We start from the raw sequence: 15991 nt of genomic DNA, 5'->3' as shown, positions 1-15991 counted from the left end.
GGCCGGGGCTTCCTACCGGCGGTCGGCACCCTGTCGGCCTGGCGCCCGCCGTCCGGTCCCGGGGTGCGGCTGGACTCCGGGTATGAGGAGGGCCACACCGTCCCGCAGGAGTTCGACTCCCTGATCGCCAAGCTGATCGTCACCGGCGCCACCCGCGAGCAGGCCATCCAACGCTCCCGCCGGGCACTGGCCGAAATGCAGATCGACGGCATGCCCACCGTGCTGCCCTTCCACCGGGTGGTGCTGGAGGACCCGGCGTACGCCTCCGAGCCGTTCTCCGTCCACACCCGCTGGATCGAAACCGAGTTCAACAACACCATTGCGCCGTACTCCGGCGCCGCCGCCGGTGACGAGGCGGAGACCGGCGAGCGCGAGCGGGTCACCGTCGAGGTCGGCGGCAAGCGGCTGGAGGTCGTGCTGCCCGCCGGGCTCGGCGCGCTGGGCTCGGCCGCCGCGGCCGGCAAGGCGGCGCCGGCCCGCAAGCGCGGCGGCCGGAAGGGCGGCGGCGCGGCGGCCGGCGGCGACGCGCTGGTCAGCCCGATGCAGGGCACCATCGTCAAGGTCGTCGTCGAGGACGGCGCCACCGTGGCCGAGGGCGACACCATCGTGGTCCTGGAGGCCATGAAGATGGAGCAGCCGCTGACCGCGCACAAGGCCGGCACCATCACCGGGTTGTCGGCCGAGGTCGGCGGCGCGGTCTCCAGCGGTGCGGTGATCTGCGAGATCAAGGACGCCTGACCCGCGCCCCCACCGCGGTCCCCGGTGGCTCCCGGCCTGACGGCCGGGGGCCACCGGCGCGTTCGGGGCGACGAGGAGTTCGCGGAGGACGGCCCGGCTTTTTGCGCCCGACCATGAATGGATCCCTCCTGATGGGTACGGCGAGCCCGCGAAGGAGGAAGCACTCGTGAAACTCGCCTATCTACGTCCGCTTTACGAGCGGTCCGGCCCGTTCGCCTCCCTCTATCTGTGCACCGATCGGCACACCGCCGACGCCGCCAAGGCGTTGTCGCTGCGCTGGCGGCACGCGCGGATCGAGCTGGGCCGGCTGGGAGCCGACGACGCGACCCTCGACGCGATCGAGCAGGTCGTCCTCGACCGGGACAGCGCCGCCCCGGGGCGGGCGCTGTTCGCCACCGACGGCCAGGTGGTGCACAACGAGGTCCTGCCCGAGTCGCCGTCCCAGGTGTCGACGCAGGTCGGCGAACTGCCTGCGGTGATGCCCCTGCTGGAGGAACGGCAGGAGCCGGTGCCGCACGTGGGCGTCAAGGCCGACCGGCAGGGCGCCGAAATCATCAGTGTCGGCGACAAGCGGCAGGTCACCACCGTGGACGGCATCGAATGGCCGATCCGCAAGGTCAAGGCGGGCGGCTGGTCGGAGTCGCACTACCAGCGCAACGCCGAGGAGACCTGGGAGGCCAACGCCCGTGAGGTCGCCGCCCAGGTGATGCGCGAGGCCGAGGCCGTGGACGCCCAGGTGGTCCTGGTGGGCGGTGACGTGCGCGCCCGCGAGCTGGTGCTGGAGAGCCTCGGCGAGCCGTACGCCGGCCGCGCGGTGCCGACCGAGCACGGCGTGCGCTCGGGGGCCGACGACGAGGCGTGGGAGCAGGAGGTCCGGGCGATCCTCGACGAACGCCGCCGCGAGCGCCGGGACGCGGCCGTGGCGAGGTTCCGGGAGGCCCACGGGCGTGGTGACGCGGTCGCCGGGCTGGCGGACGTCACCGAGGCGCTGCGCGGCGGCCAGGTCGACACCCTGCTGATCGCCCGTCCGTTGCGCGGCGAGCTGTGGTACGGGTCGCAGCCGCACGAGCTGGCCACCTCCGAGAAGGAGCTGCGAGAGCTGGGCGTGCACGATCCGCGCTGTGCCGAGACCGGTTCGGTGCTGGCGCGCGCCGCCACCGCCACCGACGCGGAGATCTTCTTCACCGAGGATGTGGAGCCGCCGGACCGGGTCGGCGCGATACTGCGCTACACCGCGGCGTGAGCTGCGCTTTCATCTCCGTTCCAGGGGCAGACTGAAATCATGGCTCCGTTCCAGAGAAAGGCTGGGACCATGGCTCCGTTCCAGGAGAGGACCGGGGCCACGGTCACCGCCCTGGCCCGGCCCGCCGCCGCTCTGGCGATGGCCGGGCTGTTGCTGTTGACCTTGCTCGCCGGGGTGGTCGGGCTCGCCGCGCCCGCCCGCGCGGACACCGTCAGCCAGATCGCCGACGGGTTGCGCTCCTCCCGGCTGTACGTGACCACCGAGGCGCGCGGTGCGCTGGACGCCGGGGCGCAGGCCCGGGTACGCACCGCGCTGGACCAGGCCCGCCACGCCGACGTCCGGGCGGTCGTCACCAAGCCGGGCGTCGGCCAGCAGACTCTGGTGGGGATGCTGCGGGCGGTGCAGGACCGGGTCGGCCGGGGCGGCACCTATGTGGCGATCACGGCCGACGACAAGATGCTGGGGATCTCCGACCGGCTGTCCGGCTCGGAGATCAACCGGGTGATCGCGCAGACCAGCGGCGGGAACATCGAGAACCGGCTGGTGGAGTTCGGCAGGCTCGCCGACCGGCAGGCCGCCGCCGACGAGCGGTCGGGTACGGTCACCTCGTTCGTGCTGCTCGGCCTGCTGGTCTTCGTCGTGGCCGGGGTCGCCGGGCTGATGCTGACGTCGCGCAACCGGCGCCGCAGGCGCGAGGCCGAACAGATGGCCGAGCTCAAGGAAGGCGTGCAGGAGGACGTCACCAGGCTGGGCGAGGACATCGCGGCCCTGGACCTCAACCTGACCGACCCCAAGCTCGCCCCCGAGGCCCGCGAGGACTACACGCACGCGCTGAACTCCTACGACGCTGCCAAGGCCGCCGTCGACGCGGCCCAGCACCCCGAGGACATGCGCAACGTCACCTCCGCGTTGGAGGACGGCCGCTACTACATGACGGCGGTACGCGCCCGTCTGGAAGGGCGTCCTGTGCCGGAGCGCCGCCCGCCGTGCTTCTTCAACCCGCAGCACGGCCCTTCCGTGCAGGACGTCCTGTGGGCACCGCCTGGAGGCGTACCCCGTGAGGTGCCCGCCTGCGCCGCCGACGCCGAAGCGGTGCTCATCGGGGCCTCCCCCGACGCTCGTATGGTCCCCGTGGGCGGCACCCGGCGGCCCTACTGGGAGGCCGGCCCCGCCTACGCGCCCTATGCGGGCGGCTACTACCGGGGGTTCGGCGGCGTCGACCTGCTCAGCGGCATGCTGATCGGGACGGCGCTGGGCTCGATGTTCGGCGGCGGATGGGGCTTCGGCGGCTATCCGGGAGGCATGGGGGTTCCTCCCCAGGACTTCGGCGGCGACACCGGCGACCTCGGCGGGGGCTGGGACTTCGGCAGTGGCGACTTCGGCGGCGGCGGCGACTTCGGCGGCGGTGACTTCTGAGCCGACGCCTGTACGGCACGGCCCGGTGCATCGCGGAACGACTCATGGTGAGCCGGTCCGCGATGCACCGGTACGTCGCGAGTCGGCCCGTGATGCACAGATATGCGGTGACTCATTCTGCGATGCACTGGTATGGGGTGATCCGGCGTATCGTCAGCCCGTGCGTTGGGGACCGAGGTGCTGTGAGCCGGGCCGGGATGAGTCGGCGTGTTGCGAGCCGAGTGGACCGATGTCCCGCGGCCGGGCGTGTTGCGGACGGGGGCGTCACGAGCCGGCGCGTCCTGGGCGGGGCCGCGGGTGAGGGGGCGTCTGCCCGGAGATCCGGGGCCCTGGCAGCGGGTCCGCTACGCGCTCGGCTTCCGGCTGCCGCCCGCCAACCATGACTGGGTGCGCCACGATCTGACCGACGCCGGGTGGCGGGGCCGCCTCATGGCCCGTCATCTGGCGGTCATGCTGCCGATCTGCATGCTGCTGGCCCTGCTGCCCGGGGAGTGGTGGATGCACCTGACCGTTCCCCTGCTGGCCCTGCTCGCCAGCTCCCTCACCGTGGTGGTCAGCGCCGACGACCTGCGCAACGCCCGGCTGCGCCAGCACGGCCTGCCCCCCGCCGGCCGGGCCGGCTGAACGGACCGGGCCCTACCGCCGGAGTGGCGCCGTCGGCCGACGGCCTCGCGGAGGGGACTTTCGTGCGGAGGGCTTCACGGCGCGGGCTCCGTGCGGACACGCGAACCGCCCGGCACGCCCCTGGTCCCCGGAGTTCCGGTGATCAGGGGCACGCCGGGCGGAACGTCCTCGGCCGAGGACTCCGGCCCGTCAGCGCGATCAGCGGGGGTGGGTGCCCCGGCGCCGGAAGGCGGCGACGAGCGCCACACCGACGGCGGCGAGGCCGATCTGGAAGACCAGTTCGATCCAGTCGACGCCCTTGGTCGTGGCGACGCCGACCTGCTGGGCCAACGCGGTCCCGATCAGCGCGGCGACGATGCCGACCCCGATGGTCAGCAGGATCCCGATGGGCTGCCGGCCCGGCAGGACCAGCCGGCCCAGGGCTCCGATGATCGCACCGATGATGATCGCGGTGATGATTCCTGTGACGGTCACTTGGCTTGACCTCCCCTTGAGGATGTCTGTCGCGCCACGTGTGCCCACTCAGCGGCGTTTATCACCTGTGAGTCCCCGATCCGCCTGCCCATCGGGCCTGCGGCGCCCTCTCGACCCCGTGTGACCTGGGAAGATTCCAGGTCATCACGAACCGGTCAACGACCGGGAATCAGTAGGCGGACTCCTGCATGAGGCGGCGGGAGGCCTCGGTGATGCTGCCAGACAGCGACGGGTAGACGGCGAAGGTGTGCGCGACCTGGTCGACCGTCAGGTGCTGCTGCACCGCGATGGACAGCCCCAGGATCAGCTCGCTGGCGCGCGGCGCCACGATCACGCCGCCCAGCACGATCCCGGTGGACGGGCGGCAGAACAGCTTGACGAAGCCGTCCTCGAAGCCCTGCATCTTGGCCCGCGGGTTGCTGAACAGCGGCAGCATCACCGTACGGGCGTTGACCTCACCGGAGTCGATCATCTTCTGGGTGACGCCGACGGTGGCCACCTCGGGGTCGGTGAAGATGTTGGCGGCCACCCAGCCGAGCTTGAGCGGCTGCACGGCCTCGCCGAGGGCGTGCCACATGGCGATGCGGCCCTGCATGCCGGCGACCGAGGCCAGCATCATGACGCCGGTGCAGTCGCCGGCGGCGTAGATGTTGCTGACCGTGGTGCGCGAGACCTTGTCGACCTTCACGAAGCCCCGCGACAGTTGCACGCCGGCCTTCTCCAACCCGATGCCGCGGGTGTTGGGCTCCATGCCCACGGTCATCAGGCAGTGCGAGCCCTCGACCTTGCGGCCGTCCTCCAGGGTGACGATGACCGAGTCGCCGGAGCGCCGGACGCCGGCCGCCCTGGAACGTGACAACACGTTCATGCCACGGCGCAGGAAGACCTCCTGCAGCACGCTGGCGGCGTCGGCGTCCTCAGTGGGCAGGATCCGGTCCCGGGAGGAGACCAGGGTCACCTTCGAGCCCAGCGACAGGTAGGCGCCGGCCAGCTCCGCGCCGGTGACACCAGAGCCGACCACGATCAGCTCCTCGGGCAGCTCCGGCAGGTCGTACAGCTGGCGCCAGTTCAGGATGCGCTCGCCGTCCGGCTCGGCGCCGGGCAGCACCCGCGGGGTGGCGCCGGTCGCGATCAGCACGACGTCGGCGGCCAGGTCCGTGTCGTTGACCGTGACGGTGTGCGGGTCGGTCAGCCGCGCCTCGCCGCGCACGATCCGCACGTCCTCGTAGGCCAGCCGCTCGGAGATGTCGAAGGACTGGGCTCTGGCCAGGTCCTTGACCCGCTTGTTGACCAGGCCGAGGTCGACCTCCAGGCCGCCGACGATGCCGTCCGGGCCGCCGTTGAAGCGCACCCCCAGCGACGCCGACTCCGACAGCACGGCCATCCGCGTCGAGGTGGCGATGAGCGTCTTGGAGGGCACGCAGTCGGTGAGCACACAGGCACCGCCCACCCCTTCCCGCTCCACCACGGTCACGTCGGCACCGAGCTGCGCGGCGACGAGGGCGGCCTCGTAGCCGCCGGGGCCTCCTCCGATGATCACGATGCGGGTCATATCCACCATTGTTTCCCATCCGTACCAGTGAACGGGCCGGTCGTACCGGGGCGGCGGCCCCCGCGGCGGCGCCGGCACCCCGTACGCTTGGCGATCGTGGCTCTGTATGCGGCGTACGCCTCCAACATGGACCCCGAGCAGATGGCTCGGCGCGCACCGCACTCTCCCCTGCGGGGAACCGGCTGGCTGCAGGGCTGGCGGCTGACCTTCGGCGGCCAGGACGTCGGCTGGGACGGTGCGCTGGCGACCGTGGTCGAGGATCCCGACGAGCACGTGTTCGTCGTGCTCTACGACGTCCCGGCCTGGGACGAGCAGGAGCTGGACGCCTGGGAGGGCGCCGCCCTGGGCGTCTACCGCAAGATCCGGGTACGGGTGCAGACCCTCGACGGCGACGTGCTGTGCTGGATGTACGTCCTGGACGACTACGAGGGCGGCCTGCCGTCCGCGCGTTATCTGGGCATCCTGGCCGACGCCGCGGAGGCCGCCGGCGCCCCCGACGACTACGTCAAGGGCCTGCGCACCCGCCCCTGCAAGTCCCTGGGCGAGCCGCCCGCCTGACCCGCTCCCGCGTCCGGAGGCCAGGGCCCCGCGTCCGGCCCGCCCGGCCCGCCCGGTCCGTCCGGTCCGTCCGGTCCGTCCGGTTCGCGGCGCGATGGTCCCGCGGGGCGCTGTTAGTGTCGGACGGGTGAGCAACGACGCTTTTGACCTGGCGAGGGCCGCCGCCGACGAGCTGCGGTCCCGTTCCTTCGACGGCTTCGACGTGGCGCTGGTGATGGGCTCGGGCTGGGTGCCCGCGGCCGACGCGCTGGGCGAGCCCGCCACCGAACTGCCGGTGACCGAGCTGCCGGGCTTCGCGCCGCCCGCCGTGGCGGGCCACGCGGGCCGGGTCCGCGCGGTGGAGGTCGGGGGCCGGCGGGCGCTGGTGTTCCTGGGCCGCACCCACCTGTACGAGGGCCGGGGCGTCGAGCCGGTCGTCCACGGGGTCCGTACCGCGCTGGCGGCCGGGGTCAAGACGGTGGTACTCACCAACGCGGCCGGGGGGCTGCGGCCCGAGCGGCAGCAGGTCGGCGACCCGGTGCTCATCTCCGACCACCTCAACCTGACCGGCGCCAACCCACTGACCGGCGCCGACTTCATGGACATGACCGAGGCGTACTCCCGGCGGTTGCGCGCCCTGGCCCAGGAGATCGATCCGACCCTGGCCGAAGGGGTCTACGCGGCGCTGCGGGGTCCGACCTACGAGACCCCCGCCGAGATCCGGATGTTCCAGGCGCTGGGCGCCGACCTGGTCGGGATGTCCACGGTGCTGGAGACGATCGCGGCCCGGCGGGGCGGCGCGGAGGTCCTGGGCATCTCCCTGGTCACCAACATCGCCGCGGGCCTGTCGGACCGCCCCCTCGACCACGCGGAGGTCCTGGAGGCCGGCCGCGCCTCCGCCGCCCGCATGGGCGAGCTGCTGGCCACCCTGCTCCCCAAGCTCTGACGCCGTGGACGAGCTCCGCGAGGCCGCCGCCGCATGGCTGGCCCAGGACCCCGACCCTGACACCAGGGCCGAGCTGAAGACTCTCCTGGACGCCGACGACACCGCCGCCCTGGCCGACCGCTTCGCCGCCCGCCTGGAGTTCGGCACCGCCGGCCTGCGCGGCGAGCTGGGCGCGGGCCCCAACCGTATGAACCGCGTCACCGTCATGCGCGCCGCCGCCGGTCTGGCCGCCCGCCTGCTGTCCGGCCCACCCGCACCCCCCACCGCAGACCGCTCCCCCGGCACTCCCGAACGTTCCGGGGCGGGCGGGCGGCCCGGGGTGGTGATCGGGTATGACGCGCGGCATGGGTCGGAGCGGTTCGCGCTGGACACCGCCGCCGTTCTCACCGGTGCCGGGCTGCGGGTCTGGCTGATGCCCCGGCCCCTGCCGACGCCGGTGCTGGCCTTCGCCGTCCGGCATCTGGGGGCGGACGCGGGCGTCATGGTCACCGCCAGCCACAACCCGCCCCGTGACAACGGGTACAAGGTCTACTGGGGCGACGGCGCGCAGATCCTGGCGCCTCTGGACGCCGAGATCTCGGTGGCCATCGACGCGGTGGGGCGGGTCGACGAGCTGCCCCTCGGCGGGCCCGGCGACTGGACCGTCCTGGACGAGAGCATCGTCGAGGCGTACCTGCGGGCGCTGGACGGACTGCCGCTGGGCGACGGTCCCCGGGACGTCTCCGTCGCCTACACCCCGCTGCACGGTGTCGGCCTGGAGGTGCTGCGACGCGCCTTCGAGCGGGCGGGCTTCCCGCCCCCGCAGGTCGTTCCCGAGCAGGCGCGGCCCGACCCGGACTTCCCCACAGTGGCGTTCCCCAACCCCGAGGAGCCCGGAGCCATGGACCTGGCCACGGCGCTCGGCGAGCGGCAGGACGCCGACCTGGTGATCGCCAACGACCCCGACGCCGACCGCTGCGCCGTGGCCGTGCCCGCCGCGGGCGGCTGGCGGATGCTCACCGGGGACGAGGTCGGTGCGCTGCTGGCCGAGCACGTGCTGCGGCACACCCACGGCGACGACCGGCTGGTCGTCACCACGATCGTCTCCTCGTCCCTGCTGGGCCGCATCGCCGCCGAGCACGGCGTGCGCTTCGCCGAGTCCCTCACCGGCTTCAAGTGGATCATGAAGGCCCGTACCGCCCCCGACGACCGGCAGGTCTTCGGCTATGAGGAGGCCCTGGGCTACAGCGTCGGCGGCGACGGCGGCGTCCCGGTCCTCGACAAGGACGGCATCGGCGCGGCCCTCACCGTCGCCGCCCTGGCCGCACAGGCCAAGCGGGACAGCCGCACCCTGCTGGACCTGCTGGACGACCAGGCCCGCCGCTACGGCCTGCACGCCACCGGCGCCCTGTCCGTCCGCGTCCGGGACCGGGCACTGATCGCCGACGCCATGACCCGCCTGCGCCGGACCCCGCCCGCCTCCCTCGGCGGACGCGCGGTCGCCCGGGTGGACGACCTGGCGGCCGGCGACGGCGGTCTCCCGCCCACCGACGGTCTGCGCCTCCACCTCACCGGCGCCGAAGGCAGGGCCCGCGTCGTGATCCGCCCCTCCGGCACCGAACCCAAGCTCAAGTGCTACCTGGAGGTCGTCCTGCCGCCCGGCGACGACGTCGACGCCGCCCGCGCCCGCGCCACCACCGCCCTCGACACCATCCGCACCGACCTGGACACCGCCCTCGGCCTGGGCTGACCGGCCGGTCCGCAGCCGGCCGGCGCCCCTGGAGCCGATTCTGGCGCGCCGGCCGGGTCAGCGCAGGAAACCGAGGGCGACCGTCACCACGAGAAGGACCCCGGGCACGGCCAGGGCCGCGATGGCCGGTATCGACCAGGCGACCGTCCCGGTCCCGTCCCCGGGTGCACGGCGTCGCCGGGCGGCCAGTTCGTTGAGCTGCTCGGCGGCATAGCCCAGCGCGGTGCGGCCGGCCGCCTTGGCCGCCACCTCAGGGGGAAGATGACGGGCCTCCTTGCGGAACCGGCGTTCCTCGCGGGCGCGGGCGCGCGGCGAAGTCTGCAGCACCCAGGCCCTGGCCGTGCGGTCGGCTCCCCCGGCCACCGTGAAGCGGACGTCGAGGGCGTGGTCGGCCTCGATCCCACGCAGGGCCGGCCAGGGGACGCGGACGTCGCGCAGGGGGTTGCGCAGCTCCAGGGCGGTGTCGTCGGCGGCGATCCGGGGGCGCAGGCCCAGCACGTAGGCCAGGCCGCAGAGGAACAGGATGACGGCGGCGGCGATCAGGGACGCCAGGTTGCGGCCGCGCCAGGCGATGTCGGCGAGGTTGAACGCGGCGAACACCAGCCAGACCCAGGCGCCGACACGGGCCGCCGTCGGACGGAACACCAGAGGCCTCACCGGCGGCCGCCCGGCGGGTCGTACGGTCCGGTCATGTCAGGGTGCGCGAGCCGGTCCACTTGAGCTGGGCGAAACCGGGCTTGATCACGCCGTTGATGAGCTCCAGGCGCTCGTCGAAGCCGATGAAGGCGGACTTCATGGCGTTGACCGTGAACCACTGCAGGTCGTCCCAGTCGTAGCCGAAGGCGTCCACCAGCTTGGCGAACTCCGCCGCGAGGCCGGTGCCGCTCATCAGCCGGTTGTCGGTGTTGACGGTGACGCGGAAGCTCAGGCGCCGCAGCAGGCCGATGGGGTGCTCGGCGATGGACTTGGCGGCACCGGTCTGCACGTTGGAGGTGGGGCACATCTCCAGCGGGATCCGCTTGTCGCGCACGTAGGCGGCCAGCCTGCCGAGCGTGGGGGACGGGGTGTCGCGCCCGGTGATGTCGTCGACGATGCGGACCCCGTGGCCGAGCCGGTCGGCGCCGCACCACTGGATGGCCTGCCAGATGGACGGCAGCCCGAACGCCTCCCCGGCGTGGATGGTGAAGTGGGCGTTCTCCCGCTGGAGGTACTCGAAGGCGTCCAGGTGCCGGGTGGGCGGGTAGCCGGCCTCGGCTCCGGCGATGTCGAAGCCGACCACCCCCACGTCCCGGTAGCGGACGGCCAGCTCGGCGATCTCCATGCTGCGGGCCTGGTGGCGCATCGCGGTGAGCAGGGTGCCCACCCGGATGCCGTGGTCGCGGCCGCCCTCCTCGAAACCGGCGAGGACGGCCTCGACCACCTGTTCCATCGACAGCCCGGTCCGGGTGTGCTGCTCGGGGGCGTAGCGGACCTCGGCGTAGACGACGCCGTCCGCGGCGAGGTCCTCGGCGCACTCGTAGGCCACCCGCCGCAGCGCCTCCTGCGACTGCATCACGCCGACGGTGTGCTGGAAGGTCTCCAGGTACCGCTCCAGCGACCCGGAGTCCGACGCCTCGGTGAACCAGGTGCGCAGTTCCTCGGCGTCGGTGGCGGGCAGCCCGTCGTATCCGCCGGCACGGGCGAGCTCGACGATGGTCTCCGGGCGCAGCCCGCCGTCAAGGTGGTCGTGCAACAGCACCTTGGGGGCCTTCCGGATCGCCTCAAGCGTGGGTTGAGCAGTCACCTTCCGCACAGTACCCGAGCGGGCTCACCGGGCCGCCACCCCTTTTCGCTCCGCCCACCACGCCGCGGCCCGGCCGATGTCGGGCCCGGCCGTCCACAGCCGTTCGGGCTCGTCGGGCATCAGCATCTCCCGCATCACCTTCCGGTCGGGCGGGGACAGGCGGGTCGGCACCGGCTCGCCGGTCTGCGGGTCGCGGTAGCAGGCCAGGACGTCGGCCGGGCAGTCCTCGCCGGGCACGCCGTAGCAGAGCCGTGCCGCGTCGGCCACGGGCAGCCCGGTCCGCCCGGCCAGCTCGTGCACCACGGCGGGGTCGAACGGCAGTGGGCCGTGCTCGTCGGCCGCGCGCAGCAGCCGGACGATCTGGTCGGCCGTGCCCCACGACGGGAGGGGCAGGCCCGTGGACCGCCACTCCGGCACCTCGATCGCCGAGAAACGGCCGTCCGGCGAGTACTCGCTCGCGTACGCCGTCCGCTTGCCGTGCTGGTAGCCGGAGAACAGCAGCACGCCGTTGGGCGTCCGCCAGAGCCGGCCGACGGTCGTCTCCTGCAGGGCCAGCTCCGCCCGCTCATGCTCCTCCAGCGTGTGCACGCCTTGGAGCCGGCCCGCGCCGTTCGGGGTGAACTCCAGCGTCCGCCACCGGCCGGTGCCGCCGGCCAGTGGTGCGTTGGCGTACGCCAGCAGCGTCCCCCGCAGCCGTGCCCGCTCCGCGTCGGAGGTCCAGCGCCACAGCATCCGCAGCGCCGTCCCGCCGAGGCCGCCGCCGCTCTCGCCCCAGGGGATCGTGCGGACCAGGTACGGCCGGCCCATGTCGGGTTCGGCGAGCGCCCGTTCCAGCTCGTGGGCCACCAGCCGCGCCCGCACCATGCTCTCCACCTGGGGCTCCAGCGGCCGGAACGGCAGCGCGGGGTCGGCCACGACCAGCATCGGAAGCGCCTCGGGCCGGGGAAGGCCGAGCCGTTCCCGCAGCTCCATCGAGCGCACCAGGCACTGTGCGGCGGTGACGGCGGCCTTGACGACGCCGTCCCGCAGCTTCGGCTCGGTCACCTCGGGCAGCGCTCTCGCCACATACTCGGCGGCCGCCTTGGGCCCGCCCAGCGCCGCCTCCAGCAGCCGCCCGGCCGTCTCCCGGTCGGTGTGCCGCAGCGCCGCCGATCCGGTGGGGTCGACCGGATCCCGCCGGGCCCACCAGCCGGGCGGTGGAACGAACGGTCCTGTTTGGGCCTTGTGCGGGAGGTAGTCCAGCCGGGCGGTCGGCGTCCCGTCCGGAGCGGTCACGGTGAGGATCCCGCGGTGCAGCCGGACGCGGCTGGGAGCGGTGGCGCCGGGGAAGGTCACGTCGGCGGCGGAGGGGGACTCGGGGCGCGCGGCGGCCAGTGCCGCGTCCCAGGTCAGCACGGCCTGGGACGCGGGCCCCTCCTCGACCGTGAACGTCTGCCACCGGCCGGCCACGATCCGCGACGCCAGGAACCGCTCCCCGTCGTACCAGGGCACCAGGCTGTCGGGGAGCTGCTTCAGGTCGACGGCGGCGACCTGCCGGTGCCGGTCGGCGTGCGCGGCCGCCCAGCCCGCCCAGCTCGTCCGCCCGAACGTCAGGTGGTCGTGATGCTGGATCACCGTGATGGGCATGTCGGCGGCCACGGCGCCCTCCGACGGCACTCCCAGCTCCTCCGGAAGGCCCCCGCGCAGCGCCGACAGCAGCGCGTCCACCGGGTCGGCGGGGTCGAGCCCGGCGGAAAGGCCCGGGTCCAGGTCGGCGAACCCGTGCCGGGCGAGCGGCAGCAGCCGGGACAGGGCGTGGGCGAGGGCGGGCAGCGCCGGGCGGAGGGCATCGGCCTTCCAGTCCGCCACGAACCCTTCGAGCACCTGACGAAGCGGCCGCTGCTCCCACAACCGGCGGATCAAGGCCAGGTAGTCGACGCCGCCGAAGGTCCCCAGGTCCCGGATGAAGGCGTCCAGCTCGACCTCGAAGCGATAACCGGCGGTGTCCTCCACCTCCGCGGCGAGGGCCGCCATGTCGAAACCGGCCCTGTCCCAGCGCGGGAAACCACCAGTGTCCTGCAGAAAGGGCAGGATGGGCCGGAAGTCGGGATGCGACAGCGCCGGGTCCTCGTCCCAGTCGAGGGGGGCGGCGTCCGGGGGCAGCAGCCGCTCCCCCGCCTGGTCCAGCAGGGTCAGCAGGAGCCGCGCGGGGCAGGCCCGCCCGCTGGTGGAAAACCACTCCGGCGGCAGGTGCGCGCCCGCCCCGGCCTCGACCAGGCACTCCAGCCACATGTGCCGGATTTCCTGGGCGATCTCCTCCTCGTGCAGGTCCGGGTCGGGCTCGGCGGCGACGAGCAGCTTCAGCAGTTCCTCGTCCCGGGCCGCCAGCGCCACCAGCGGCTCGCGTGCGGCCGTCCACACCAGGTGTGAGGCGATCGGCAGCACCCCGGCGCGGAGCATCCGCTCGGCCAGCCACTCCTCGGCGGCCCGCTTCTTGACTTTCGCCGGACGGGCCAGCTTGCGCACGTCGGGGAAGACGTTCGCGTACGGGACCAGCCCCGCATCGAACCCCGCGCACAGCACCTCGCGGAACCGGTCGTACGCCTCGGCGGGCGGCAGCCGCTCCGCCAGCACCTTGGCGTGGCCGCGCAGCGCCGCCGGCGGCACCGCCCCGGTCGGCACCAGCTCTAGGAACACCCCGTGCACCCGGTCGAGGTCGAACGTCGAGGGCTGCTCGACGTCGATCTTGCGGGCCTGGCCGAACGCCCACTGCGCCAGTTCCGGCAGCCCCGCCCCGGCCAGTTCCCGGCAGGCGTGCTCGAAGAACGGCGCCAGCTCGGAGGCGGGCAGCGGCTCCGCCACCTTGGTGATCATCCGCTTGGCCGCCGGCGGCCGTACCGCCGCCAGCTCCCGCGGATCCGGCAGGACATCGGTCATCGGTGCTCCCTCGAACGCGGCCGGACGGCGGCACCGAACTCGTGGCTCGTGCCTGTGGGGACGCACTGCGACGGCCGGCTCCGGAGGCCCGAAGTCAACGGGTGCGGAGCCGGCCGGGCGCGCCGCCGGCGATGTGGCGGAACGGGTGGGAGCACGCATCGCCGAGCAGCGCCCTCGCGGGCCGACGGCCCGCCCAGGTCAGGCCGCATCTCGCGACACCCCCGTTCCGCGTGATCTTCACCGGGAACGGTAGCGGCCGGGTGCGACGTTTTCAGGCGATCCGGTCGATGACCAGCGGAAGCAGGTCGGGGGCACCGTCCGGGACGATCTCGACGGCGCCGTCCAGCGCCGCCAGGGCGCGCGGGAAGCGGGCCGCGTCGTCGGCGTAGAGGGTCAGCAGCGGCTGCCCGGCCGTCACCCGCTCACCCGGCGCGGCGTGGCAGAGCGCGCCCGCGCCGAACGAGACCGGGTCCTCCTTGCGGGCCCGGCCCGCGCCCAGCCGCCAGGCCGCCACGCCCACCCCGTAGGCGTCCAACCTGGTGAGCACGCCGGTGGCGGGGGCGGTGACCACGTGCGACTCGCGGGCGACGGGCAGTTCGGCGTCGGGGTCACCGCCCTGGGCGGAGATCATCCGGCGCCACACGTCCATGGCCGAGCCGTCGGCGAGCGCGTCGGCCGGGTCCTTGCCGTCCACGCCGGCCGCCGCCAGCATCTCGCGGGCCAGGGTCAGGGTGAGCTCGACCACGTCGGGCGGACCGCCGCCGGCCAGCACCTGCACCGCCTCGGCGACCTCCAGCGCGTTGCCGACCGCGCGGCCCAGCGGCCGGTCCATCGCGGTGAGCAGCGCCACCGTCCGCACCCCGTGGTCGGCGCCGATGGCGACCATGGTGGCGGCCAGCTCGCGGGCGTGCTCGACGGTCTTCATGAACGCGCCGGAGCCGACCTTGACGTCCAGCACCAGCGCCCCGGTGCCCTCGGCGATCTTCTTGGACATGATGGAGGAGGCGATCAGCGGGATCGACTCGACCGTTCCGGTCACGTCCCGCAGCGCGTACAGCTTGCGGTCGGCCGGGGCCAGCCCGCCGCCGGCGGCGCAGACCACGGCCCCGGTGTCGCGCAACACCCGCAGCATCTCGCCGGTGGACAGGGACGCCCGCCAGCCGGAGATCGACTCCAGCTTGTCCAGCGTGCCGCCGGTGTGGCCCAGGCCCCGCCCGGACAACTGCGGGACGGCCGCGCCGCAGGCGGCCACCAGCGGGGCCAGCGGCAGGGTGATCTTGTCGCCGACGCCGCCGGTGGAGTGCTTGTCGGTGGTGGGGCGGTCCAGCACGGACCAGTCCATCCGCTCCCCGGAGCGGATCATGGCCTCGGTCCAGCGGGCGACCTCGGCGCGGTCCATGCCGTTCAGCAGGATCGCCATGGCCAGCGCGGACATCTGCTCCTCGGCGACCTCGCCGCGGGTGTAGGCGTCGATCACCCAGTCGATCTGCTCGGGCGACAGCCGCCCGCCCTCGCGCTTGGTCACGATGACGTCGATGGCGTCCACGGGTGTCCCTTCCAAAGGCCGAGTCAGGAGAGCCGGTCGAGGTCCTCGGCGCCGAACGCGTCGGGGAGCACCTCGGTCATGGGCACGACGCCCCGGGCGGTCTCCAGCAGCAGGCCGGGGCCGCCGTGCTCCCACAGCAGCTGGCGGCACCGGCCGCACGGCATCACCGGGTCTCCGTTGCCGTCCACCACGGACAGCGCGACCAGCCGGGGACGGTCTTGCCCCGCCGGCTTCTCCGGACCGTACAGCGCCGAGACCAGGCTGCACTCGGCGCACAGGCCCAGCCCGTAGGAGGCGTTCTCCACGTTGCAGCCGGTGATCGTCCGGCCGTCGTCGACCAGGGCCGCCGCGCCCACCGGGAAACCGGAGTACGGCGCGTACGCGCGTTGCATCGCCTCCCTGGCGGCGGTCCGCAGCCGCGCCCAGTCGATCTCTGTCATGGGCCTACCGTACGCGAGCCACCCCTCCGCCCTACCAAAGACCGCAT

14 protein-coding genes are annotated in these 15991 nt (G+C 73.6%); 7 read left to right on the top strand and 7 right to left on the bottom strand.

Going from position 1 to position 15991, the window contains the following annotated elements; genetic code table 11:
• The 4 genes from C4U03_RS13040 to C4U03_RS13025 all read left to right on the top strand — a co-directional run.
• The coding region (locus C4U03_RS13040; protein WP_327372696.1) for a biotin/lipoyl-containing protein at nucleotides 1-738 on the top strand (738 nt) is incomplete at its 5' end.
• A 166-nt stretch (nucleotides 739-904) separates the two neighbouring features.
• Nucleotides 905-1981 (top strand): baeRF2 domain-containing protein, encoded by a 1077-nt coding sequence (locus C4U03_RS13035; RefSeq protein ID WP_103937965.1) that lies wholly within the window; start codon nucleotides 905-907, stop codon nucleotides 1979-1981.
• Nucleotides 1982-2050: 69 nt separating this feature from the next.
• Nucleotides 2051-3397, top strand: a complete 1347-nt coding sequence (locus C4U03_RS13030; RefSeq protein ID WP_103937964.1) for a hypothetical protein — start codon at nucleotides 2051-2053, stop codon at nucleotides 3395-3397.
• A gap of 297 nt (nucleotides 3398-3694) precedes the next feature.
• Entirely contained in the window at nucleotides 3695-4021 is a 327-nt protein-coding gene (locus tag C4U03_RS13025; RefSeq protein WP_103937963.1) for a DUF5313 family protein, read from the top strand.
• Nucleotides 4022-4219: 198 nt separating this feature from the next.
• Here the strand turns inward: C4U03_RS13025 and C4U03_RS13020 are convergent, their stop codons facing one another.
• Both C4U03_RS13020 and C4U03_RS13015 read right to left on the bottom strand, forming a co-directional pair.
• The gene (locus C4U03_RS13020; RefSeq protein WP_103937962.1) at nucleotides 4220-4495 is read right to left on the bottom strand and encodes a GlsB/YeaQ/YmgE family stress response membrane protein; all 276 of its coding nucleotides are present in this window, start codon (nucleotides 4493-4495) and stop codon (nucleotides 4220-4222) included.
• Nucleotides 4496-4664: 169 nt separating this feature from the next.
• Nucleotides 4665-6047 carry an NAD(P)H-quinone dehydrogenase gene (locus C4U03_RS13015; RefSeq protein ID WP_103937961.1) on the bottom strand — a complete coding sequence of 461 codons (1383 nt, stop codon included), beginning with the start codon at nucleotides 6045-6047 and terminating at the stop codon, nucleotides 4665-4667.
• A gap of 96 nt (nucleotides 6048-6143) precedes the next feature.
• Between C4U03_RS13015 and C4U03_RS13010 the strand changes: the two genes are divergently transcribed.
• From C4U03_RS13010 to C4U03_RS13000, 3 genes are all read left to right on the top strand, one after another.
• Entirely contained in the window at nucleotides 6144-6605 is a 462-nt protein-coding gene (locus tag C4U03_RS13010) for a gamma-glutamylcyclotransferase (RefSeq protein ID WP_103938021.1), read from the top strand.
• Nucleotides 6606-6732: 127 nt separating this feature from the next.
• Nucleotides 6733-7530: a purine-nucleoside phosphorylase gene (locus tag C4U03_RS13005; RefSeq protein WP_235017810.1), complete on the top strand. Its 798-nt coding sequence runs from the start codon at nucleotides 6733-6735 to the stop codon at nucleotides 7528-7530.
• A gap of 4 nt (nucleotides 7531-7534) precedes the next feature.
• On the top strand, nucleotides 7535-9259 hold the full coding sequence (locus C4U03_RS13000; RefSeq protein WP_103937959.1) for a phospho-sugar mutase: 1725 nt from the start codon (nucleotides 7535-7537) through the stop codon (nucleotides 9257-9259).
• Nucleotides 9260-9316: 57 nt separating this feature from the next.
• Here the strand turns inward: C4U03_RS13000 and C4U03_RS12995 are convergent, their stop codons facing one another.
• The 5 genes from C4U03_RS12995 to C4U03_RS12975 form a co-directional block, all read right to left on the bottom strand.
• A complete protein-coding gene (locus tag C4U03_RS12995) occupies nucleotides 9317-9904 on the bottom strand; it encodes a PH domain-containing protein (protein WP_235017809.1) in 588 nt (195 codons plus the stop codon).
• Nucleotides 9905-9947: 43 nt separating this feature from the next.
• Nucleotides 9948-11042, bottom strand: coding sequence for an adenosine deaminase (locus tag C4U03_RS12990; protein WP_103938020.1), 1095 nt, complete (start codon nucleotides 11040-11042; stop codon nucleotides 9948-9950).
• 24 nt (nucleotides 11043-11066) lie between these two features.
• Entirely contained in the window at nucleotides 11067-13958 is a 2892-nt protein-coding gene (locus C4U03_RS12985) for a hypothetical protein (RefSeq protein ID WP_103937957.1), read from the bottom strand.
• A gap of 271 nt (nucleotides 13959-14229) precedes the next feature.
• Nucleotides 14230-15504 (bottom strand): thymidine phosphorylase, encoded by a 1275-nt coding sequence (locus C4U03_RS12980; protein ID WP_103937956.1) that lies wholly within the window; start codon nucleotides 15502-15504, stop codon nucleotides 14230-14232.
• Between the two features lie 23 nt (nucleotides 15505-15527).
• Entirely contained in the window at nucleotides 15528-15944 is a 417-nt protein-coding gene (locus tag C4U03_RS12975) for a cytidine deaminase (protein WP_103937955.1), read from the bottom strand.
• Between the last annotated feature and the right edge of the window lie 47 nt (nucleotides 15945-15991).

This window comes from Thermomonospora echinospora (genome assembly GCF_900108175.1).
Taxonomy (GTDB): domain Bacteria; phylum Actinomycetota; class Actinomycetes; order Streptosporangiales; family Streptosporangiaceae; genus Thermomonospora; species Thermomonospora echinospora.
Note: the sequence above shows the minus strand (reverse complement) of the source record. Positions and strands in the feature narration are given on the sequence as shown.

What these genes read in the sequence shown, in the direction of transcription:
- C4U03_RS13030 (WP_103937964.1), top strand. Translation starts at nt 2,051, where the DNA reads ATGGCTCCGTTCCAGGAGAGGACCGGGGCCACGGTCACCGCCCTGGCC.
- C4U03_RS12985 (WP_103937957.1), bottom strand. Translation starts at nt 13,958, where the DNA reads ATGACCGATGTCCTGCCGGATCCGCGGGAGCTGGCGGCGGTACGGCCG.
- C4U03_RS12975 (WP_103937955.1), bottom strand. Translation starts at nt 15,944, where the DNA reads ATGACAGAGATCGACTGGGCGCGGCTGCGGACCGCCGCCAGGGAGGCG.
- C4U03_RS13015 (WP_103937961.1), bottom strand. Translation starts at nt 6,047, where the DNA reads ATGACCCGCATCGTGATCATCGGAGGAGGCCCCGGCGGCTACGAGGCC.